The organism is Methylobacterium sp. JK268 (genome assembly GCF_054052225.1).
Genome location: NZ_JBSVZN010000018.1, coordinates 121,554 through 142,923 on the forward strand (window position 1 = coordinate 121,554; position 21,370 = coordinate 142,923).

The following is a 21,370-nucleotide window of genomic DNA, read 5'->3' on the forward strand; positions in this document are numbered from 1 at the left end:
GAGGGGGCGGTTCCCATCCGGTGCCGCGCGTCCGCCCCCCGGGACCGGAGAAACCTGTCCTGGGAGGGAGCCGCGATTCGGCGCCTACCACATTCCCCTACGGAAGACTGCGGAGATCCGCGGAGAATCGCGTTGACGCTCCCCATGCCTTGGGCCAAGCGTCACCTTGAGCGCCGATGCGCGGCGCCACGGGGCTGCGCATGCGGCTGAAGGAACACGTCCTGCGGGCGCGGGTGCTGGCGGAGGTCCACGCCCGGCCCTTCACGCCGGTCAAGACGCCGCGCCGCTTCCTGCACTACGCCTTCCTGACCGACGGCGAGGCCGCCGCCGCCGACCGGGCCGCCCTCGACGCCTACTGCGCCTCGCTGGGCCTGCCCGGCCCGGCCCCGGGCGCCAAGCAGCACCGGGCGGTGTTCTCCGGCGCGATCCTGCGCTGGGAGAGCCACAGCGAGTTCACCACCTACACCTGGGAATACGCGGACGGGCAGGGCCTCGCCTTCCAGCCGCAGCCCGACGCGCTGGCGGGCGCCATGGACGGGCTGCCCCAGCCGGGCGACCTCCTGGTCGCCGTCGACCTGCACCTCCTGGCGGCGGGCGACGGCGAAGTGCCGCCGGAGATCGCCGCGGCCTTCTCGCCCGCCTCGCTCGCCGTGGCGCAGGCCGAGGGCGGCGGCGCCGTCATCGCCACGGATTTCCAGCCCGACCCGCACGGCTACGTGCGCGTCCTGGTGGCGGATCGCGGCCTGACCCGGATCGCCGCCGGCGCCCTCGTCCAGCGGGTGCTGGAGGTCGAGACCTACCGCACCCTCGCGCTCCTCGGCCTGCCCGAGGCGCAGGCCCTCGGGCCGGCGATCCGCCGCATCGAGACCGCCCTGCCGGTGCTCATGGAGGAGATGCGGGCGAGCGAGGGCTTCGAGGCCAATCATGGGCTCCTCGACCGGCTGATCGCGCTCTCGGCGGAACTGGAGGCTGGGGCGGCCCGCTCCCTGTTCCGGTTCGGCGCCACCCGCGCCTACGACGAGTTGATCCGCCTGCGTCTCGAGGCGCTGCGCGAGCAGCCGATCCCGGGCCAGACCAGCTGGTCGATCTTCCTCGCCCGGCGCTTCAACCCGGCCATGCGCACCTGCGCGGCCATCGGCGAGCGGCAGGACACGCTCTCCGAGAAGCTCTCGCGCGCCGCCCAGATGCTGCGCACCCGCGTCGACGTGGAGCTGGAGAAGCAGAACCACGCCCAGCTCCAGTCGATGAACGACCGGGTCCGGCTGCAGCTGCGCCTCCAGCAGACGGTGGAGGGCCTGTCGGTCGCCGCGATCAGCTACTACGTGGCGAGCCTCGTGCACCACGTGCTAGAGGGCGCCCACGCGGCGGGGCTGCCGGTCGACGCGACCCTCGGCACCGCGCTCGCGGTCCCGCTCATCGTGCTCGCCATCGCCTGGACGGTGGCGCGCATCCGCCGCCGCCACGCCGAGCCCGGCGGGCACTGAGCGCCGGTCAGCCGGCGAGCGGCGCGAAGAAGCAGAAGATGTAGTCGCCCCGGTGGCACCAGTGGAAGTTGCCGTCCTTGCTCGGGCGAACCTTGGCCATGGGCACGAAGATGCCGTGGGTCTTGAAGCCGCCCGGGACCTCGACCGCGTCGCTCACCGGCTCGCAATCCTGATCGGAGCAGCACTCGTAGGGGTACCAGGAATGGGCCGGCTGAATGAGCGAGAGGGCGACGACGAGCGCAATCTTCATGGAGGGCGACCCCTTCCGTTCGGTACCGCCCGGCGGGAGGCCGATCGGCCGATTGTCACCGGCACGGCCCGTGCCAAGCGCGACCGCAACTTCTGGTGACGTCCATGAGGACATGGGCGCCGGGCGCGCGGCGCCAAGGCACCCGATGGTGCGGGGTGCTGCGTCGGCTCAGGAAAACCGCGGAGGGTGCCCGCGCGGTGGGCAGGGGGCTGAGGGGGAAAACCCTCCCCCCTCTGCGGGGGAGGGTGGCGAACGCAGTGAGCCGGGAGAGGGGCAGCGCGGCGCTCTTCCAGGAGGCTCGCTGCACCACCGTCGCGATCGATCCGGAAACGTGGTTCCCCTCTCCCGCCCCACTCCGTGGGGCACCCTCCCCCGCAGAGGGGGGAGGGTTCGGGGCGCGCTACTCCGCCGCCACCGGCGTCGCCGCCGCGACGGGTGCCACCCGGGCGGCGCAGAACTTGAACTCCGGGATCTTGCCCATCGGGTCGAGGGCCGGGTTGGTGAGGAGGTTCGCGGCGGCCTCCGCGTAGCAGAAGGGCATGAACACCATCCCGTCCGGCACGTCGCGGTCGGAGCGGACCTTCACCTCCACGGCGCCTCGGCGCGTCTCGAGGCGCATCCGGTCGCCCGGCGCGAGGCCGAGCCGGCCGAGTTCCCGCGGCGCCAGGAAGGCCACCGCCTCGGGCTCGATCGCGTCGAGCACCCCGGCGCGCCGGGTCATCGAGCCGGTGTGCCAATGCTCCAGCACCCGCCCCGTCGAGAGCACCAACGGGAAGGCCGCGTCCGGCACCTCGTCGGGCGGCACCACGGCGGCCGGGACGATCTTGGCGCGCCCGCTCTGGGTCGGGAAGCCGGCGTAGAAGATGATCTCGTGGCCCGGCTCGTCGGTGGCGTCGACCGGGTAGGTCACCGCGCCCTCGCGCTCCAGCCGCTCCCAGGTGATGTTCTTGAGGGACGGCATCACCTGCGCCATCTCGGCGAAGATGTCGGCCGGGCCGCCGTAGCTCCAGTTCAGGCCGAGGCCGCGGGCCATCTCCTGGATGATCCACCAATCCTGGCGGGCGTCGCCCGGCGGCTTCACCACCGGCTGGGCGATCTGCACCCGCCGGTCGGTGTTGGTGAAGGTCCCGGCCTTCTCGGCGAAGGCCGAGGCCGGCAGCACCACGTCGGCGTGGAAGGCGGTCTCGGTCAGGAACAGGTCCTGCACCACGAGGTGGTCGAGCATCGCCAGCGCCCCGCGGGCGTGGTTGAGGTCGGGGTCCGACATCGCCGGGTTCTCGCCCTCGACGTACATGCCCCGGATCTGCCCGGCATGGATCGCCCGCATGATCTCGACGACGGTGAGCCCCTGCTTGGGGTCGAGCGACTGGCCCCAGAAACTCTCGAACAGCTCGCGCACCGCCGCCTTCTCGACGGACTGGTAGTCCGGGTAGACCATCGGGATCAGGCCGGCATCGGAGGCGCCCTGCACGTTGTTCTGGCCGCGCAGGGGATGGAGCCCGGTGCCGGGCCGGCCGATCTGGCCGGTGACGAGGGCGAGCGCGATCAGGCAGCGGGAATTGTCGGTGCCGTGGACGTGCTGGCTGATGCCCATGCCCCAGAAGATGATCGCGGTCTTGGCGCGGGCGTAGAGCCGGGCGACCTCGCGCAGGGTCTCGGCCGGGATGCCGCAGACCGGGGCCATCGCCTCGGGCGTGAACTCGCGGATGCGCTCCTTGAGGGCGTCGAAATTCTCCGTGTAGCCGGCGATGTACTGCTGGTCGGTGAGGCCCTCCTCGATGATCACGTTGAGCATCGCGTTGAGCATCGCCACGTCCGAGCCCGGCTTGAAGGCGAGGTGGCGGTGGGCGTGGCGCGACAGCACCTGCCGGCGCGGATCCATCACGATCAGCTTGGCGCCGCGCTCCTTGACGGCGTTCTTGATGAAGGTGGCGGCGACCGGGTGGTTCACGGTCGGGTTCGCGCCGATCACGATGATCACCTCGGCGTCGAGCGCCGCCGAGAACGGCGCCGAGACCGCGCCCGAGTTCAGCCCCTCCATGAGCGCCGCCACCGACGAGGCGTGGCAGAGCCGGGTGCAGTGGTCGACGTTGTTGGAGCCGAAGCCGAGCCGCACCAGCTTCTGGAACAGGTAGGCTTCCTCGTTCGAGCCCTTGGCCGAGCCGAAGCCCGCCAGCGCGTGCGGCCCGTGCTCGGCGCGGATGCGCTTGAGGCCACCCGTGGCGCGCTCCAGCGCCTCCTCCCAGGTTGCTTCGCGGAAATGCGTCCAGGGATTGGCCGGGTCGACCTGGTCGTTGGCGTCCTTGGGGACGCTGTCGAGGCGGATCAGCGGCGCCGTCAGCCGGTGGGGGTGGTGGACGTAGTCGAAGCCGAAGCGGCCCTTGACGCAGAGCCGGTTGTGGTTCGCCGGCCCGTCGCGGCCCTCCGCGTAGACGATGCGCTCGTCCTTGACCTTGTACGAGACCTGGCAGCCGACGCCGCAATAGGGGCAGAGCGAATCGACCGAGCGGTCCGGGTAGACGACCCGCTCCTGCGCGTCGTTGAGGTAGGCGGAGGGCATCAGGGCGCCGGTCGGGCAGGCCTGGACGCATTCCCCGCAGGCGACGCAGGTCGAGGACCCCATCGGGTCGTCGAAGTCGAACACCACCTTCGCGTCGGCGTTGCGGTAGGCCATGCCGATCACGTCGTTGACCTGGACCTCGCGGCAGGCCCGGACGCAGAGATTGCACTGGATGCAGGCGTCGAGATTGACCCGCATGGCCGGGTGGCTGGCGTCCGTCGCCCAGCGCTCCTCCGCCGGGAAGCGGCTCTCCGTGACGCCGGTGACATCGGCCTGCGACCAGAAATGCGAGTCCGGGTCGTGGGAGGTCTCCCGCTCCGGCTGGTCGGCGACGAGGAGTTCCATGACCATGGCGCGGGCGCGCACGGCCCGGTCGCTCTGGCTCTTCACCTTCATGCCCACGGCGGGCACGCGCTTGCAGGAGGCTGCCAGCACCCGCTCGCCCTCGATCTCGACCATGCAGGCGCGGCAATTGCCGTCCGGCCGGTAGCCCGGGGCGGGCTTGTGGCAGAGATGCGGGATGTGGGTGCCGAGCCGCTGCGCCACGGCCCAGAGCGTCTCGCCCGGCCGCGCCTCGACCTGCTGACCGTCGAGGTCGAACACCACGCCGGGGATGCCGGCCGGCATATCGCGCAGGCCCAGCGTACCGCTCGGGGCCGGGCCGGCCTGTCCGCCGGCCTTCGGGCCTTGCGAGTAGGCGCCGCCCTGCGTCCCACCGCCCTGTCCGGCGGAATCCTGGGCGCCGGTGGGCTTGGTCGCCAGCGGGTCGGTGCCGGCCGGGTTGCTGTCCTGGGTGCCGCTGCTCATGGGGACGCTTTCGCTGCCGAACCCGCCCTTCCTACTCGGCCGCCATCGGGCGCGGCGTCGGGAAGAGGTCCGGGAAGTATTTGATCACGCTGGTGAGCGGGTTCGAGGCCGCCTGGCCGAGCCCGCAGATGGAGGCGTCGCGCATGCATTGCGAGAGTTCGCCGAGGAGGTCGGTGTCCCAGACCCCGTTCTCCATCAGCATCCGGGCCTTCTGGGTGCCGACCCGGCAGGGCGTGCACTGGCCGCAGGATTCGTCCTCGAAGAACCGCATCAGGTTGAGGGCCGCCCCGCGGACGTCGTCCCGGTCGGAGAGCACCACCACGGCGGCCGAGCCGATGAAGCAGCCGTACTTCTCGAGCGTGCCGAAATCGAGCGGGATGTCGTCCATCGCGGCCGGCAGGATGCCGCCCGAGGCGCCGCCCGGCAGGTAGGCCGCGAAGGTATGCCCCTCCGCCATGCCGCCGCAGAACTCCTCGATCAGCTCGCGGATGGTGACGCCCGCCGGCGCGAGCTTCACGCCCGGCTCCTTCACCCGGCCCGAGACCGAGTAGGAGCGCAGACCGGTGCGGCCGTTGCGGCCGTGGCTCTTCCACCAATCCGGCCCGCGCTCGATCAGGTCGCGCACCCAGTAGAGCGTCTCGACGTTGTTGATCAGCGTCGGGCGGCCGAACAGGCCGACCTGGAACGGGAAGGGCGGCTTGTGCCGCGGCAGGCCGCGCTTGCCCTCCAGCGACTCGATCAGCGAGGATTCCTCGCCGCAGATATAGGCGCCGGCGCCGCGGCGCAGGTGCAGCCGCGGGCCGCCCGCGGGGAGCCGGGCGATCTCGCGGGCCAGGATCTCGCGGGCGATCGGGTACTCGTCGCGGATGTAGAGGTAGACGTCCTCGGCCTCCACCACGTGCGCGCCGATCAGCGTGCCTTCGAGGAAGCGGTGCGGGTCGGTGTTGAGGTAGAGCTGGTCCTTGAAGGTGCCGGGCTCGCCCTCGTCGCCGTTCACCGCCATCAGGCGCGGCCCCGGCTCGCCGCGCACCGAGCGCCACTTGCGCCCCGTGGGGAAACCCGCCCCGCCGAGCCCGCGCAGGGACCCGTCGTCCAAAACCTTCAGCACGTCCTCGACCGACAGGTCGCCCGAGCGCAGCCGCTCCAGGGTGCGATAGCCGCCCGCCGCCCGGTAGGCGTCGTAATCCGTGTAGGCCGGGATATGCGCGTGCGTGTCCCCGGCCGCGACCGCCGCCCTCACGGTCTCGACCGTGGCCCGGTGCAGGAAGTTGTGCCCGACCTCGGCCGCGGGCGCGTGGTCGCAGAGCCCGACACACGGCGCGCGCACCACCCGCACCCCGGGCCCGATCTCCGCCTGCAGCGCGGCGAGCAGCTCCTCGGCCCCGTGCATCGCGCAGGTGATGCTGTCGCAGACCCGCACGGTGAGCGCCGGCACCGCCGCCTCGCCCTCCTTCACCACGTCGAAATGCGCGTAGAAGGTCGCGGTCTCGAACACCTCCGCGAAGGCGAGGCCCATCTCGTCGGCCAGAGCCGCCAGGTGGGCGGCCCCGATCTGCCCGTAGGTGTCCTGCACCACGTGCAGGTGCTCGATCAGCAGGTCGCGGCGGCGGGGAGACTCCCCGAGCAGGGCCGCGATCTCCTCCTTGGCCCGGGGTTCGACCTGACGCCCCTTCGGCACCGGCCTCGCCCGCTCGCGGCCGCGTCCGGGATGGTCGAAGCGCTGTACGCGCGACACGTCGTGCTGACTCATGGCGTCACGGTATCAGTTGGCATACAAGATACAAGGCTCCCATGGCCGCAGGCGGACGGCGCGATCGGGCGGCTGCCCGCGGAGGGAAGGGCCGGGGCCCCGGCGCCGACGCGACGGACCGACGCTCGGGTTTTCATCATAAGAGGTCCAGACTGCCTTCGTCAGGAGCAGCCGCCCCCCACCAAGGTCCAAGACCCTCGGGGGGCGTCACTGGCCCCCGAAGGCGCGCAGGGGGCGGCCCGCTTCCGGGCGGTGCTCCATCGTGACGCGGCCGCCGTCGCGGTCGATGGCGGCGAGGCGGGGGCCGGCGATGGCGTCGAGGCTCTCCTCGTAGGCGTCGAGGGCGGCGTTCACGGCCGCGATCCCCCGCGGCCAGGCCGGCGCGAGGCGCCGGGCGAGGTCCTCGCGCATCGTGTCGGTGAGCGGCGGGCGCGTCTCGGCCGCGTAGGCCTCGGCGGTGATGCGGGCCCAGGTCGCGGCGTGGTCCTCGCTCGGCATAGCGGCGTCTCCTCCCGTCGGGAAGGGAACGCGCGAGCGCGAGCGCCGCCGCAGCGACGCCTTGTCTCCGGTGGGACGCACGGCGATGGGAGGGCATCGGGACGACGGCCGGTCCTCCCCGACGTCTGCACCCGGTTTCCGGATCTCCGTCCGCTGGCCCTGCCCTCGGTCGAGAAAGGGGAGGGGCTGCCCCTAATGGCTCATCAGGCAGCACACCGTCGCCGCGTGCAGCATGGCGCGGGTGGCGCCGCCGAAGAGCCATTCCCTCAGGCGGCTGTGCCCGTAGGCGCCCATCACCACGAGGTCGGCGCCGAGCGCGGCGGTCTCCGCGGCGATCGCGTCACCGGGCCGGCGCTCCGCGGCCGTGCCGAGCTTCGGCGCCGCCGCGACCCCGTGCCGGACGAGATGGGCGGCGACGTCCGCGAGCGCGCCGCCGTCGGTCTCGGGCGCGAGGCCGAGGACCCGGACCTCGCGGGCGGCCTGCAGGAGCGGCAGGGCGGCGGCGACGGCCCGGCGGCATTCCGGCGCGTCCTTCCAGGCGACCAGCACCCGGGTCCCGTCGAGGCGGTCGCGGCCGGGCGGCACCACGAGGACGGGGCGGCCGGCCTCCATCAGCAGCGCGCCCGGCGCGACGCCGAGCGGCCCCGCCGCGGCGCCGTCCCGGCCCGCCACCACGAGGTCGGCCGCGCGGCACTGCAGCGCGAGGTAGGGCTCGGGATGCGCGATCGCCGAGCGCCACGCCGTCTCGGCGTGCCCGACCGTGCCGCGGCGGAAGATCTCCTGCGCCTCCTCGATCTCCGCCAGCGCCCGGTCCTTCTCGCCCTCGTAGAGCGCCTCCGCCTCCTCGATCGTGGTCGCGGTGAGCGGGTCGGGCACGGCGCGGGCGGCGACCCCGATCAGGCCGGCGTCGAAGCGGCCCGCCAGATCGGCGGCGAGCCGCACCCGCGCGGGCGCGTCCGGGCCGAGATCGAGGGACACCATGAGGCTCGCGTAGGTCATCGGATTCCTCCCGGGGGCGATCGGTCGGGCCCATCCTGGCCGGGCCGGGGGCGTGCCGCGTTGATCCAGCGCAACCCGTCCGGGGGCGGGCCGCCGCGCGGCTCGACTCCGCCGCTCTCCGCCCTAGATCGTTGAGAAGTCCAGGTTTTCTGTGGCCGGCTTCCCGACGGTCGGCCGCCAGGAGGGTGCGGGATGGGCTGGTCGCTGCCGCTCGGCACGGTGATGGGCACGGTGATCCGGGTGCACCTCACCTTCCTGCTCTTCCTGCTCTGGATCGGGGCCGCGGGCTTCGCGCGGGGCGGGCAGGCGGCGGCCCTGCAGAGCGTCCTCTACATCGTGCTCCTGTTCCTGTGCGTGCTCCTGCACGAGTTCGGCCACGTGCTGGCGGCCCGCCGCTACGGCGTGCGGACGCCCGACATCACGCTGCTGCCGATCGGCGGCGTCGCGCGGCTGGAGCGTATTCCCGAGGATCCGCGCCAGGAACTCGTCATCGCGCTGGCGGGGCCGGCCGTGAACGTGGTCATCGCCGGCCTGCTGGTTCTGGTGCTCGGGGCGGTGCCGAGCGCCGAGGTGGAGAATCCGGGCGTCTCGCTGTTCCAGCGCCTGCTCTGGGTCAATCTGGTCCTGGTCGGCATCAACCTGATCCCGGCCTTCCCGATGGACGGCGGGCGGGTGCTGCGGGCGATCCTGGCGGCGCGGCTCGGCTACGCGCGGGGCACGCAGATCGCCTCGGGCGTCGGGCAGGCCGTCGCCTTCGCGCTCGGCCTCCTGGGCCTCGTCGGCGGCAACCCGCTGCTCCTGTTCGTCGCCTTCTTCGTCTATCTGGGCGCCGCCTCGGAGGCGCACGCGGTGCAGATGCGGCAGGTCTCCCGGGGCCTGATGGCGGGCGACGCCATGATCACCCGCTACGAGAGCCTGGGGCCGGCCTCCCGGGTCGAGGACGCGGTGCAGGAACTGATCGCCACGACCCAGCACGAATTCCCGGTGGTCGACGGGGCCGGGCGGCTGCGCGGGGTGCTCACCCGCGACGACATGATCCGGGCGCTGCGCGAGCGCGGCCCCGACGCGCCGGTGCTGGAGGTGATGCGCGGCGACATCCCGACCGTCCGCGACCGCCAGCCCCTGGAGGATGCGCTGCGCCTGATGCAGCAGGGCGGGTTGCCGGCGGTCGGCGTGACGGATTCCTTCGGGCGCCTCGTCGGCCTGATCACGCCGGAGAATGTCGGGGAGATGATGATGGTGCTGGCCGCGCGGCCGGAGGGGCGCACCGGGCTGAAGCGGGGCGGGTGAGGGAAGGGGCGGCGCGCCGCGTCGTAACCCTCCCCCGCATAGGGGGGAGGGTTCGGGTCGCGCGTCTAGCCCCCCTTCGCCCCGTCCCGCTCCGCGTTGGTGAACACCGTCTGGCCGCCCGGGCCGGTGTCCTCGCGCCGCGGCGGGTTGCGCCGGTCGAGGTCGCCGCGGGCCGCGAGTTCGTCCGGGTTGCCCCGCTCGGAGGCCGGCACGTCATCGATCCGCGATGGCGTCGAATCTGTGCCGCCCGGCGCGCTCAACGTGCCGGAATGCGCCGTGCCGTCGCCGCCCATGCCGCCGTAGCCTGCCTTCCCGGCGTCCGAATCGGCCGGGGCGCCGGCTGTCCCGAAGGCCGCGCGCACGTCGTCGGCCTCGCCCGGCAAGTCGCCCGGATCCGGCGCGCGGCCCGCATCGTCGCGCGGGCCGTCGGGGCGCGCGAGACGCCGCTCCAGTTCGCGCTGCTCCTCGGGCGTGAGCAGCGACCGGGGAGTCTCGCGATCGCTCGGGTTCGTCGCCATGCGGGCCTCCTCTCGCCGCCGGGGCACGCGCCCCCGGGGTGAGATCAAGCCGTCGCGCGGGCGCCTGTTCCGGCGCGCCTCAGCGCCCGGCCTCGGCCGTGACCGCGTCCGCCCGGCAGTTCTGCCGCGCCACCTCGGGGCAGGACGTGAAGGAGCGCAGGTCCTTGGAGAAGCAGATCCGCACCTCCTCCAGCCGACCGGACCGGCAGGTCACCGCCATCATGTCCGGGCGCAGGCCCGGATTGCCGAGCACGAATTGCCGCGCGACCTCCACCGGCGCCACGCGCTGGCCGGAGCCGGTCCGGAAGGCCTCCGGGATCTTGACCGCGTCGCGGGCGCGCCGGGCGAGGCGGAAGTAGCTCGCCGGGTCCTCGCCCGTGCAGGTGCCGTGCTTGCGCCACTCGTAGCGGGCGAGGCCCTCGCTCGGATAGACGCCCTCGGCCTCGGCCAGGGCCGGCCGCGAGACCGGCCGGGGGAAGGCCCCGCAATCGCTCGGGTAGCCGCGCGTGTATTGCGGCCACAGCCCGTGCACCACGAAGCCGGGGTTGCGGCCGGCCTCGCACTGCGCGTCGTTGCGCCGCTCGCCGGTGAGCGCGCAGTAGGTCGGCGACCAGGACAGGGACAGGACGTAGAAGTCGAACTGCCCGGGCGTGCCGCCCCGCTCCTGCGCGGCGGCCGGCGGGGAGGCGAGCGCGGCGGCGAGGAGGAGGGCGGCGCGGCGCATCAGGGCCGCGCCATCAGGCAGGAATTCGCCGAGGCGTAGGCGTAGGCGAGGTTGCGGTCGAGCCCGTGCACGCAGGCCTCGACGCCCCAGGTCGAGCCGATGATGCCGAGGCTCTCGCGCACCGAGTACTCCACCCGCCGCCGCACCCCGTCCGAGGTGGTGGCGACCGCCGTGCAGAAGCGGCGCGGGATGTAGTCGACCCCCCAGGGCCGCCAGGCGGTGCGCTCGATCCGCTCGTAGCTGAGGATGGTCAGCGACGAGTTCCAGAACTTCGATTCCTTCTCGGCGAACTGGGTCGAGACCTTCTCCAGCACGTCCGGGTCCTGGCAGCCCGGGATGTCGGAATCGAAGGGGAATTCCCGCTCCTCGGCCGGCTGGACCTCCCGGCGGGCGGAGCGCGCCGCGGCCGGCGAGACGGCGCTCGCGACCACCAGGGCCGCGGCGAGCGAGGCGAGGACGGGCTTCAGGCGCATGGCCGGACCTTCGAGGTGCGGGCGGGCGCCGCGCCCCGGACGGGCACCGCGCGCGCCGGGACAGAGCGGCGGACTGAGCGCCAGACGAAGCCCTCCGCTCCGGCCAAGTCAAGGCGCCGGCTCCCGGGCCGGCATTTTCCCCGGGACTGGTGTCGCGGGACCACAGGCGGCGGCGCCGCGCGCTTCAAGCGGGCCCGCTCCTGCTCTATGCAGGGCGGCCCTGCCCGGAACCGAGCCGCCCCGCATGACCGCCGAACCCGTGTCCGAGACGAAGCCCGTGGGCCCGGGCGACCAGGTGCTGCTGGTCGACGGCTCCTCCTTCATCTTCCGGGCCTATTTCCAGTCGATCAACCAGCCCGAGCGCTACAATTTCCGGCCCTCGGACGGGATGCCGACCGGCGCCGTGCGGCTGTTCTGCGCCAAGATCGCCCAGTTCGTGCAGGAGGGGGCGGCCGGGACGCGCCCCACCCACCTCGCCATCGTGTTCGACAAGTCCGAGGGCTCGTTCCGCAAGGAGATCTTCCCGGACTACAAGGGCCACCGGCCGGACGCGCCCGAGGACCTCAAGCGCCAGATGCCGCTGATGCGCGAGGCGGTGCGGGCCTTCGGCCTCACCCCGATCGAGCTGGAGCGCTACGAGGCGGACGACCTCATCGCCACCTATGCCCGGCAGGCGGAGGCGCGGGGGGCGGGCGTGATCATCGTGTCCTCCGACAAGGACCTGATGCAGCTCGTGGGCGACCTCGTGCGCTTCTACGATTTCGAGTCGGGGCAGAAGGGCAAGCCCGGCTACCGGCCGGAGCGCAACCTCGACGCCGCCGCGATCGTGGAGCGCTGGGAGGGGCTGAATCCGGCCCAGATCGGCGACGCGCTGGCGCTGATCGGCGACACCTCCGACAACGTGCCGGGCGTGCCGGGCATCGGGCTCAAGACCGCGGCGGCCCTGATCAAGGAGTTCGGCAGCCTGGAGGCGCTGCTGGAGCGCGCCGGCGAGATCAAGCAGCCCAAGCGCCGCGAGACGCTGCTCGCGAACATCGACCAGGCCCGGCTCTCGCGCCGGCTGGTGGCGCTCGACGAGGCGGTGCCGGTGCCGGTGCCCCTCGACGCCCTGCGCATGCCCGCGCCCGACCCGGAGAAGCTCGTCGGCTTCCTGAAGGCGATGGAGTTCAACACCCTGACGCGGCGCATCGCCTCCATGCTCCACGTCGACCCCGAGGCGGTGACGCCCGACCCCGCCCTGCTGCCCGGGGGCGCCGCGCCTTACGCCAACGCGCAGGGCGGCAGCGACGCCACGCCCTTCTTCGGCGACGAGGCCGCCGCCCCGCCCGCCGCGGAGGCCGACCCCTTCGCGGATCTCGGCCTGCCCGATGCGGCGCCCAAGCCCCGCGGCCCCACAGAGCCGACGCCCGGCAACCTCGTGGCGTCCCGCGCCGCGGAGGCCGTGAAGCCCTTCGACACGGCCGCCTACGAGACCGTCACGGCCCTCGACCGGCTCGAGGCCTGGATCGCCGAGGCGCGGGAGGCCGGGGTGGTGGCGGTGGACACCGAGACCAACGCCCTCGACGCGCACAAGGCCGACCTCGTCGGCGTCTCGCTCGCCACCGCGCCGGGCCGGGCCGCCTACATCCCGCTCAGCCACCGCGGCAGCGAGGACCTGTTCGGCGAGGGGCTGCTGCCGGGCCAGCTGTCGTGGGACGCGGTGCGGGCGCGCCTCAAGCCGCTGCTGGAGGACGCGTCGATCCTCAAGGTCGGCCAGAACGTGAAGTACGACTGGCTGGTTCTGGCCCGGCACGGCATCGAGATGCGGCCCTACGACGACACGATGCTGATCTCCTACGTGCTCGACGCCGGCAAGGGCTCGCACGGCATGGACGAACTGGCGCGCCGCCATCTCGGCCACCAGCCCATCACCTTCGCGGACGTGACCGGCACCGGCCGGGCCAAGGTCACCTTCGACCGGGTGCCCCTCGACAAGGCCACCGCCTACGCGGCCGAGGACGCGGACGTGACGCTCCGCCTGTGGCGCCTGATGAAGCCGCGGCTCGCCGCCGAGCGCCGCGCCACCGTCTACGAGACCCTGGAGCGGCCCCTCGTGCCGGTGCTCGCCCGGATGGAGCGCGAGGGCATCCGGGTCGACCGCGGGATGCTGAGCCGGCTCTCGGGCGACTTCTCGCAGTCGCTGGCGCGGCTGGAGGCCGAGATCCAGGAGATGGCGGGCGAGGCCGTCTCGGTGTCCTCGCCGAAGCAGATCGGCGACATCCTGTTCGGCAAGTTCGGGCTGCCGGGCGCCAAGAAGACGCCGTCCGGCCAGTGGGCGACGCCCGCGACGCTGCTGGAGGAGCTGGCCGGGCAGGGGCACGAACTGCCCAAGAAGATCCTGGAGTGGCGCCAGCTCTCGAAGCTGAAATCCACCTACACGGACACGCTGCAGGAGCATGCGGACCGGGCGACGGACCGGGTGCACACCTCCTTCGCGCTCGCCGCGACGACGACGGGGCGGCTCTCCTCCTCCGACCCGAACCTGCAGAACATCCCGATCCGCACCGAGGAGGGCCGGCGCATCCGCCAGGCCTTCGTGGCGGATGCGGGCCACCAGCTGATCTCGGCCGATTACAGCCAGATCGAGCTGCGGATCCTCGCCCACATGGCGGACATCCCGCAATTGCGGCAGGCCTTCGCGGAGGGGCTGGACATCCACGCGGCGACGGCCTCGGCGATGTTCGGGGTGCCGCTGTCGGAGATGACGCCGGACCTGCGGCGGCGGGCCAAGACCATCAATTTCGGCATCATCTACGGGATCTCGGCCTTCGGCCTCGCCGACCGGCTCGGCATCCCGCAGGGCGAGGCCTCGGCCTTCATCAAGCAGTATTTCGAGCGCTTCCCGGGCATCCGGGCCTATATCGAGGACACCAAGAAGGCCTGCCGGGACAAGGGCTACGTGACGACCCTGTTCGGCCGGGTCTGCCACTACCCGCAGATCCGCTCGAACAACCCGCAGGAGCGGGCGAGCGTGGAGCGCCAGGCGATCAACGCCCCGATCCAGGGCACGGCGGCCGACATCATCCGCCGGGCGATGGTGCGGATGGAGGGGGCGCTGCAGGCGGCGGGGCTGTCGACCCGGATGCTGCTGCAGGTGCACGACGAACTGGTGTTCGAGGCGCCGGAGGCGGAGGTGGCGCGGGCCCTGCCGCTCATCGCCAAGGTGATGGAGGAGGCGCCGCACCCGGCGGTGCACTTATCCGTGCCGCTGGCGGTGGAGGCGAAGGCGGCGGGGAATTGGCAGGAGGCGCATTGAGGGGGGGGGCGGCTATGAGGCAAATCCACAGCGCAGCCAACTACCCCAGTTTTGGAGGCCCAAGGAATTCACATAATATCTTCGACAGTCGCTCGCTGTCCCTCGTTTCGCACTCCCAAACGGTCAGTACATCCCACCCCAGCTGACGGAGACACTGTTCGTTCTCTCTATCACGCTGGATGTTCCTTGCGAATTTGGATTGCCAGAAATCTGCGTGAGTTGTTGGTGTAGATGCTTTCCGACAACCGGGGTGCCGGTGCCAGAAACAGCCGTGCACGAGCACAATCTTGCGGCGGCGGGTGAACACCAGATCGGGTGTTCCCGGCAAGTCGCGCTTGTGGATCCTAAAACGGTAACCTAATCGGTGCACCAACTTCCGCAATTTGATTTCCGGCGAGGTATTCTTCCCCTTGACCGCAGCCATGAGGCGGGATCGCGCTTGTGGTGTAAGCCTGTCGACCACGTCACTCCGCCGCTGCGAGCGTAGGCGCGGCGGAGACTTTCAAGCGAACCGCCCTAAGGATGCTCTCGGCGATAATCGGTGATACACTGTTTCCAATCATCCTAAAGCTATGCCATGCAGTGTGATGGAACACGAACCTGTCTGGGAATCCTTGCAGTCGAGCCGCCTCTCGCACTGTGATCACGCGTGGCTCAACGGGGTGAAGGGGTCTTACTGATTGAAACGACCCTCGATCCGGACCTGTTCCCGCACGAATCGTTGGACATTGTTTATTCCAGTCCAAGCGAACGTGCCGGCCGACAACATCTCGACCACCTTGAGGTACCGAGGCGAAGCGCTCGGCTACCGCCTTTGCGTGTGGGACGGAGCGATGGCCCGTGAAGAGCTGTCGGGACCCGCGGAGCCGTCGCGCATACGCCGCCGGCTTTGAGTTAGGCGCATAGCGCCACCAATCCAGCCCGTCGTCGTCGTTGCCTTCCAACGTTGCATCTCGGAGATCACCTATCGCATCTCTAACTGTGGCTGGTGAGCGCTGCCAGGTAGCTAGATCATCGATTCCGAACTGAGTTACGGTAGAGCGGGCGAAACCGATCAAAAACACCCGCGGTCGCGTCGTTGCAGCGCCAAATGCAGCGGCGTCGAGTTTTATTGGCCCAAACACGTCGTACCGGTCAACGACGAGCGACAAAGCCGCATCCAATTCTTTACGATTCTTCTCGAACGCTAAGCCGCGCACATTTTCCATCAAAAAGAACGATGGACTAACTTCTGCCACTAAGCGGAAAAAATGAAAGAGCAATCGACGACGAGGATCGTTTGGGCTTGCCAAACCGACCTCACTAAAGCCTTGGCACGGGGGCCCACCTACAATTCCATCGATCCGACGCCCGCTATGGCTCATTAAATCCGCACCGCTGAGCTCAGCGACATCGGCGAGCAGCAAGCGAGAACGGGGAAAGTTACGCCCGTAGGAACTCGTTAATACTGGATCGATGTCAACGGAGAGGGCTAGCTCGAGTCCTGCGTTCCGCGCCCCGAGACTCAGGCCGCCGCAACCGCAGAAAAGATCCACCACGCGCATTCCGTACCAACCTCGCTCATCCGTTCATTGTAGCAGGCGGAGCACGGTTGCGAGATCGTCGCCAGGGCTGTCGCATTTCAAAGTTGTGGACTTCCTCCGTTCGGCCTTATCGTGTTGGAAAGGAGGATCCGAGATGACGGGAGCGGAACCAGAGAGCGCAGTGGATGAGCAATCCATCAGCGTAATGCCGACCAAATCATTTTTTGTTGATATGTTAATTAGAGATATTCCTCTTGAGAGGGCTGTTTTAGATCTGGTCGATAATTGTATCGATGGTGCGAAACGACTTCGTGATCCTATAAATCGTGATTATAGAGAGCTTTCCGTTGAAATTTCTATGACGGAAAAGGAATTTTCTATATCAGATAACTGTGGAGGGTTTGATATTGACACAGCAAAAAACTATGCATTTAGATTTGGGCGTGAGGACAAGACCCGAGCTACGCCTTACTCGATTGGGCAGTTCGGCGTGGGTATGAAGCGAGCATTGTTTAAATTTGGAAGACAATTCGTCGTTGCGTCAGCTACCGAAACCGAGCGATGGTGCGTAGACGTAGACGTTGATGCATGGGAGGGGACCCGGGATTGGCGCTTCGCGTTTGCTGCCCATGAAATCGGCTTGACGGTGCCAGAGCACGAACGCGGAACGCGAATTGCCGTTTCACGTTTGCGACCCGAAGTTGCGGCAAAATTTGGGTCGCAGTCTTTCAAGAGAATATTAGCTGAAATGCTCCGTACTCATCAGCGTCAGTTTATTGCAAAAGGGCTGTCAATTCGATTTGAAGGTACATCTTTATCTGCTACAGATCTAAAATTGATAACTGGGACGGTGACTCCGGCAGTTGACGCTTATGAGGATGAAGCTGAAGGGCAAGCGTCGGTGTCGGTACGCATAGTTGCTGGCGTTGGGGCGTCAGATCCGCAAGCTGCGGGATGGTATGTGGTTTGCAACGGTCGAGTAGTGCTTGCTGGCAATAGAACGGAAGATACCGGCTGGGGACAAGTTGCTGAACAGCGGCCAGAAATTCCGAAATATCATAATCAATATGCAAGATTCAGAGGTGTTGCCTATTTCGATTGCCGAGATGCAGAGAGGCTACCATGGAATACGACAAAGACAGGTGTCGATGCCGATAGCCCGATCTGGCGGCGTGCCTTAGAGCGAATGATCGTAGCCGCTCGCACAGTTATTGATTTCTTAAATGAACTTGATGCTGAGATTACGACACAGGGGCGAGAGGGCCCTCTCTCAAAGGCTTTGGCTAGCGGTGCACCGCAGCAAGCTGAAGTCATACGGCAACCAACCAGTTTTGTCCGGCCCGATAGAACAAAATATTCTGCGCCGCGTACTCGAACGATTGCCTACAATCGTCCAATCGAGCAAATAGAAGCGTTAATGGAGCACTTAGGAGTTTCCACGGCGAAAGCTGTTGGGGAAGATACTTTTGACGAGGCGTATCGCAAGATCGAAGGTTAGGATCGTGGTCGCAAGCTACCGTAGTATTGATTATTCGATTCGGCCAGCGAAATTTGCCGAAAGGCGAATGCTTGCTGATGCATTCAGGCGGCTTTCGAAATTTGGAGCGGTCGAATCTTACCAGTATGTTGGTTTTGGGTCAGTTTGGTTTTCAGATTTCACACACTTTCATCGGGCTCTGGGCATAGATCGCATGATTTCGATTGAACGCGAGGCGAATCATGCGAAGAGCTTTGAGTTCAATAAGCCATTTCGTGGTATAGATATGCGTTTTGGCGATTCAGCTTCCGAGTTGCCGAAGATAGATTGGTCTTTGAGAACGATAGCTTGGCTCGACTATGACGACCCACTCAGCCGATCAATGCTCGCGGACCTTAGGACAATATCATTGTCTGCCGGATCGGGAAGCGTTCTTGTGGCTAGTGCGCAATCTGAGACAGCGCCACTTACCACTACCAGTGAGGACCCCGACGAACGGAAACCCGCGGAAACCATCGAAAGCCTTAAGCGCGCCATAGGGGCGGCACGCGTGCCTCTCAATGCACAGGACTCCGATTTACGAGGCTGGAAACTCTCGAAGCTTGTCCGGGGTGCTATGCGGTCGGAGATAGATGATTGCTTGAACGCTAGGAATGTGGGTCGTCCAGCTAGCCAGTGGCTTGAGTTTCGTCAGATTGGCGCGTGGGAATACGCTGACGGTGCCAAGATGACGACACTTGCAGGCGTTTTTGTTGATCGAGGCCAGAACGGCATATTTGCATCGTGTGGCTTTGAGGGACTGCCGTTCTACTGTGCGTCCGAAGACGCTGTGCGAATTGAGGTGCCAAAGCTAACTCCGAAGGAAATGAGAGACATAGAGACTAGATTGCCGTTGGTGGCCGGCCAGCAATTAGATCCAGGCGAAGCACCTTTGAGGGATGCCAAAAATTTCGCTACCTTTTACAGATATCTTCCGACTTTTGCGTCATTTGAACCATAATTTAAACGACCACAAATTCACATTGAATGATATTTTCATAATGATATTTTCATATCGACACATGTGCAATATATTTATAAAGATAGTTGTAGAATGAGAAAATTTGATATATTATAATTGGATTGTAAATTCTTTGTTAGGGCGAGCATATCTTCTGCTATCGGAATTATTCGTAGAAATGTTTCCCCAGTAGTAAGGGGTGCGAAGATTATTCGAAAAGCTGCGGCTCCGTTATAGAGCGGAACGCCTCAATCACCCCTTCCTGCAGTCGTCGGAACGCCCGCTCCACTGGGATGGTCGAGACGGACGTATCGCCATCATATGGCCCCATCCCTCCCCGGGCGCCTTAACTCGGACAGGGTGAGGTCGTGCACTGCCCGGCAGTCTGTCCGGATTGTCACCGTGCCGAAGAGCGGGTCGGCGATCAGAGCCTTGCGCATCCTCACCACCACCCTGTCGACCTCCACCGTGCCGAAATCGCGCACTGCCCGCAGGAGGCCAGCGTCGCCGAGTTGATGCCAGCGTGGTCCTCCGTCGCGCGCAGCCCATTCATCGCAGCGGCGAATCACTCGTCGAAAACGCGGGTGGCGTCAGTCCGCTCGCACCAGAAGGCGGAGGCGCGCCGCAATCCCCGCGCCGCCTCCCGTCCCATCGCGTGCGAGCCCGAGCGCCGAACGAACACGGCGCCGATCCCCCTCCCGCGTCAGGATTATCCGCCCACGCGCGCGCCACCCCCGCGTGCGCGCAATCCCCACCCCACCCCCGGCCAACCCGCCAGCCCCCAACGCCAAAGTTGTCCACGCCCACGCCTGCCCGCACCGCGAGAGCGTCGCCGTATCTTGAGCCCCACACCACACCGGATGACGCAGCGGGACGCGGGTCACGCAGATCCGGCCGCCCGATCAAGCCTCCCCCGGGCCGCCGACCAAGTCGTCGCAACCCTTCGTCATGAGATTTTCGTGACGAACGCCAATCGAGAGACAGATCGCCGGCGCCGCGGGGAATGATATCCGCTCATCTGGCGGCGGCCTGGAGAATTCAGACCCGCCCTCCGGCAATTCGCATGGTCTCCGGCCGCAAACGGGCGGCGCCACGGCTTGCATCACAGGTTTCGCACCAGCATAGTGCGCGCAAATTCCGAATCAATCAGTATTGGCCCGAAAGTTGCCTGCGTAGACACTGCCGACCGCGGTCTGGAGTGGTGTCGACGGCTGCCTCGGATCTTGGCACCACTCCGCGAGGCGGCGATGACGATCGATCCTGATCACGTCCGTGCGCGTCACGAACCCGAGATCTCCGGCCTCCGCGGGATGGCCCTGCTCATCGTGGTGGGCGGACACTTGGTCCAGCGCCTCGACAGGTTCTACCTGTCCGATCAGGTCCACGGCCCCGTCCTCAGGACGCTGATCGCGTGCGTCTCGGCCCCGGCCGCCGGCGTCTACCTGTTCTTCGCGATCAGCGGCTACCTCATCGCCGGCAGCCTCCGGGGCATGCCGCGGCACGATGGGGCCGGTCTCGCGGCCTTCTACACCCGCCGTGCGATCCGGATCGTTCCGCCCTACGCGCTGGTCCTGGGCCTCACCGGCCTGCTGCTGTCGCTCTCGACATGGCAGCCGCCGCGGACGAACCTCTACAACGTGCAGCCGGAATCGCTCCTCGAGAGCCTGATCGCCAGCGTCTTCTACGTCCACAAGATCCTCTACAACACCTTCCCGCGCCTGTTTCCGCCGGGCTGGTCGCTGGAAGTCGAGGTGCATTTCTACATCCTCGCACCGTTCCTGTTCCTGCTGTTCGAGCGGCTGCGGGCCGGGTCCGGGCTCGGGGGCGCGGCTGCCCTCATGCTCGGGGTCAGCGGCGCCATCGCCCTGCTGGCGCTCGGGTCGGGGATCGAGCGGCTGCCCCACAGCCTGCTCGCCTTCCTGCCGCTCTTCGGGCTCGGCCTCGTGGTGCAGGCGGTCCGGCGCGGCGGCCGGCCGCCCTGGCCGCGTCTCGCCGCGCCGCGGATCGCCTCGCCCCTCGGCTGGCTCGCCCTCGCGGTGTTCGTGACGTTCCAGCCCTGGGTGGGCGATGCGCGGGTCGAACTCGTCGCGCGCATTGTGCTGGTGGCCGTTCTCTTCAACGCGGTGGCGGCCGGGGAGGGCACGTTCTTCCGCGCCTGCACCCACCCGCGCCTCGTGCGCATCGGCATCATGTCGTACTCGGCCTACCTGGTGCATCTGCAGACGATCCAGGCGGTCTTCGTCGTCTGCGAGCGGTCGCTCGGTTGGCTCGGCCGCGACGCCATGGCGATCGTCAGCGTCGGGGCGAGCCTGGTCGCGGTGTACCTGGTCGCGTCCCTGTTCTACCGCGTCGTCGAGCGGCCCTTGCGGCGGTACGTGATGGCGCGCGGCGATGTCGGACGGATCCTCAGCGCCTCGCCGCCGTGACGGATCGGGGACGTCGCCAGGGGCCGGGGCCGACGACGGAGGCCGGGACCCGTCCGCTCCCCGGCCCTCGAGCAGCATCCGATCGCGTTGCAATCGGACACTGCTCTCGGTCTTTGATTGTCACGCATGGTCTACGACGAACCGGGATCCACGTCGTCGGACAAGGCTTTAGAGCATTTATCGTTCAGGTAGAAATGGCTTCGCTTGGCTGGACGTGGTCCCGCTCCTATGTGGATGTTACCTGGTGGAGATCAATCCTCAGGTGCACGAGGAGGAACCGTGCCTGCCGCCCTGTC

General features: G+C 68.1%; 16 protein-coding genes. 6 read left to right on the forward strand and 10 right to left on the reverse strand.

Annotation, left to right across the window (positions count from 1 at the left end):
- Positions 1-200: 200 nt before the first annotated feature.
- A complete protein-coding gene (locus ACW9J6_RS20050; RefSeq protein ID WP_457118288.1) occupies positions 201-1,484 on the forward strand; it encodes a DUF3422 family protein in 1,284 nt (427 codons plus the stop codon).
- Between the two features lie 7 nt (positions 1,485-1,491).
- Here ACW9J6_RS20050 and ACW9J6_RS20055 read toward each other — a convergent pair whose 3' ends face one another.
- From ACW9J6_RS20055 to ACW9J6_RS20075, 5 genes are all read right to left on the reverse strand, one after another.
- Positions 1,492-1,734 (reverse strand): hypothetical protein, encoded by a 243-nt coding sequence (locus ACW9J6_RS20055; protein ID WP_457118269.1) that lies wholly within the window; start codon positions 1,732-1,734, stop codon positions 1,492-1,494.
- A gap of 400 nt (positions 1,735-2,134) precedes the next feature.
- Positions 2,135-5,101 (reverse strand): formate dehydrogenase subunit alpha, encoded by a 2,967-nt coding sequence (gene fdhF, locus ACW9J6_RS20060; protein ID WP_457118270.1) that lies wholly within the window; start codon positions 5,099-5,101, stop codon positions 2,135-2,137.
- A gap of 31 nt (positions 5,102-5,132) precedes the next feature.
- The gene (locus ACW9J6_RS20065; RefSeq protein WP_457118271.1) at positions 5,133-6,851 is read right to left on the reverse strand and encodes an NAD(P)H-dependent oxidoreductase subunit E; all 1,719 of its coding nucleotides are present in this window, start codon (positions 6,849-6,851) and stop codon (positions 5,133-5,135) included.
- Between the two features lie 207 nt (positions 6,852-7,058).
- Entirely contained in the window at positions 7,059-7,349 is a 291-nt protein-coding gene (locus ACW9J6_RS20070) for a hypothetical protein (RefSeq protein ID WP_457118272.1), read from the reverse strand.
- Between the two features lie 192 nt (positions 7,350-7,541).
- Positions 7,542-8,348, reverse strand: a complete 807-nt coding sequence (locus tag ACW9J6_RS20075) for a universal stress protein (RefSeq protein ID WP_457118273.1) — start codon at positions 8,346-8,348, stop codon at positions 7,542-7,544.
- Positions 8,349-8,540: 192 nt separating this feature from the next.
- On the opposite strand from ACW9J6_RS20075, the gene ACW9J6_RS20080 reads away from it, so the two are divergent.
- Entirely contained in the window at positions 8,541-9,638 is a 1,098-nt protein-coding gene (locus ACW9J6_RS20080; RefSeq protein WP_457118274.1) for a site-2 protease family protein, read from the forward strand.
- 65 nt (positions 9,639-9,703) lie between these two features.
- Here ACW9J6_RS20080 and ACW9J6_RS20085 read toward each other — a convergent pair whose 3' ends face one another.
- The 3 genes from ACW9J6_RS20085 to ACW9J6_RS20095 all read right to left on the reverse strand — a co-directional run bounded on the left by ACW9J6_RS20085 (position 9,704) and on the right by ACW9J6_RS20095 (position 11,353).
- Positions 9,704-10,156, reverse strand: a complete 453-nt coding sequence (locus tag ACW9J6_RS20085) for a SclB protein (protein ID WP_457118275.1) — start codon at positions 10,154-10,156, stop codon at positions 9,704-9,706.
- A 79-nt stretch (positions 10,157-10,235) separates the two neighbouring features.
- Positions 10,236-10,880 carry a ribonuclease T2 family protein gene (locus ACW9J6_RS20090; protein ID WP_457118276.1) on the reverse strand — a complete coding sequence of 215 codons (645 nt, stop codon included), beginning with the start codon at positions 10,878-10,880 and terminating at the stop codon, positions 10,236-10,238.
- Positions 10,880-11,353 (reverse strand): hypothetical protein, encoded by a 474-nt coding sequence (locus ACW9J6_RS20095; RefSeq protein ID WP_457118277.1) that lies wholly within the window; start codon positions 11,351-11,353, stop codon positions 10,880-10,882. Before ACW9J6_RS20095 ends, ACW9J6_RS20090 begins: the two co-directional genes overlap by 1 nt.
- 244 nt (positions 11,354-11,597) lie before the next feature.
- On the opposite strand from ACW9J6_RS20095, the gene polA reads away from it, so the two are divergent.
- Positions 11,598-14,648 (forward strand): DNA polymerase I, encoded by a 3,051-nt coding sequence (gene polA, locus ACW9J6_RS20100; protein ID WP_457118278.1) that lies wholly within the window; start codon positions 11,598-11,600, stop codon positions 14,646-14,648.
- Between the two features lie 40 nt (positions 14,649-14,688).
- On the opposite strand, the gene ACW9J6_RS20105 is transcribed toward polA, so the two are convergent.
- Both ACW9J6_RS20105 and ACW9J6_RS20110 read right to left on the reverse strand, forming a co-directional pair.
- Positions 14,689-15,111, reverse strand: a complete 423-nt coding sequence (locus ACW9J6_RS20105) for a very short patch repair endonuclease (RefSeq protein ID WP_457118279.1) — start codon at positions 15,109-15,111, stop codon at positions 14,689-14,691.
- Between the two features lies 1 nt (position 15,112).
- Positions 15,113-16,192: a DNA cytosine methyltransferase gene (locus ACW9J6_RS20110; RefSeq protein ID WP_457118280.1), complete on the reverse strand. Its 1,080-nt coding sequence runs from the start codon at positions 16,190-16,192 to the stop codon at positions 15,113-15,115.
- A gap of 160 nt (positions 16,193-16,352) precedes the next feature.
- Here ACW9J6_RS20110 and ACW9J6_RS20115 point away from each other — a divergent pair, with 160 nt between their 5' ends.
- From ACW9J6_RS20115 to ACW9J6_RS20125, 3 genes are all read left to right on the forward strand, one after another.
- Entirely contained in the window at positions 16,353-17,669 is a 1,317-nt protein-coding gene (locus ACW9J6_RS20115; protein ID WP_457118281.1) for an ATP-binding protein, read from the forward strand.
- Positions 17,670-17,673: 4 nt separating this feature from the next.
- Positions 17,674-18,648 carry an O-methyltransferase gene (locus tag ACW9J6_RS20120; protein ID WP_457118282.1) on the forward strand — a complete coding sequence of 325 codons (975 nt, stop codon included), beginning with the start codon at positions 17,674-17,676 and terminating at the stop codon, positions 18,646-18,648.
- Between the two features lie 1,247 nt (positions 18,649-19,895).
- Complete coding sequence (locus tag ACW9J6_RS20125; protein WP_457118283.1) at positions 19,896-21,074, forward strand: acyltransferase family protein; 1,179 nt, start codon at positions 19,896-19,898, stop codon at positions 21,072-21,074.
- The last annotated feature ends 296 nt before the right edge of the window (positions 21,075-21,370 follow it).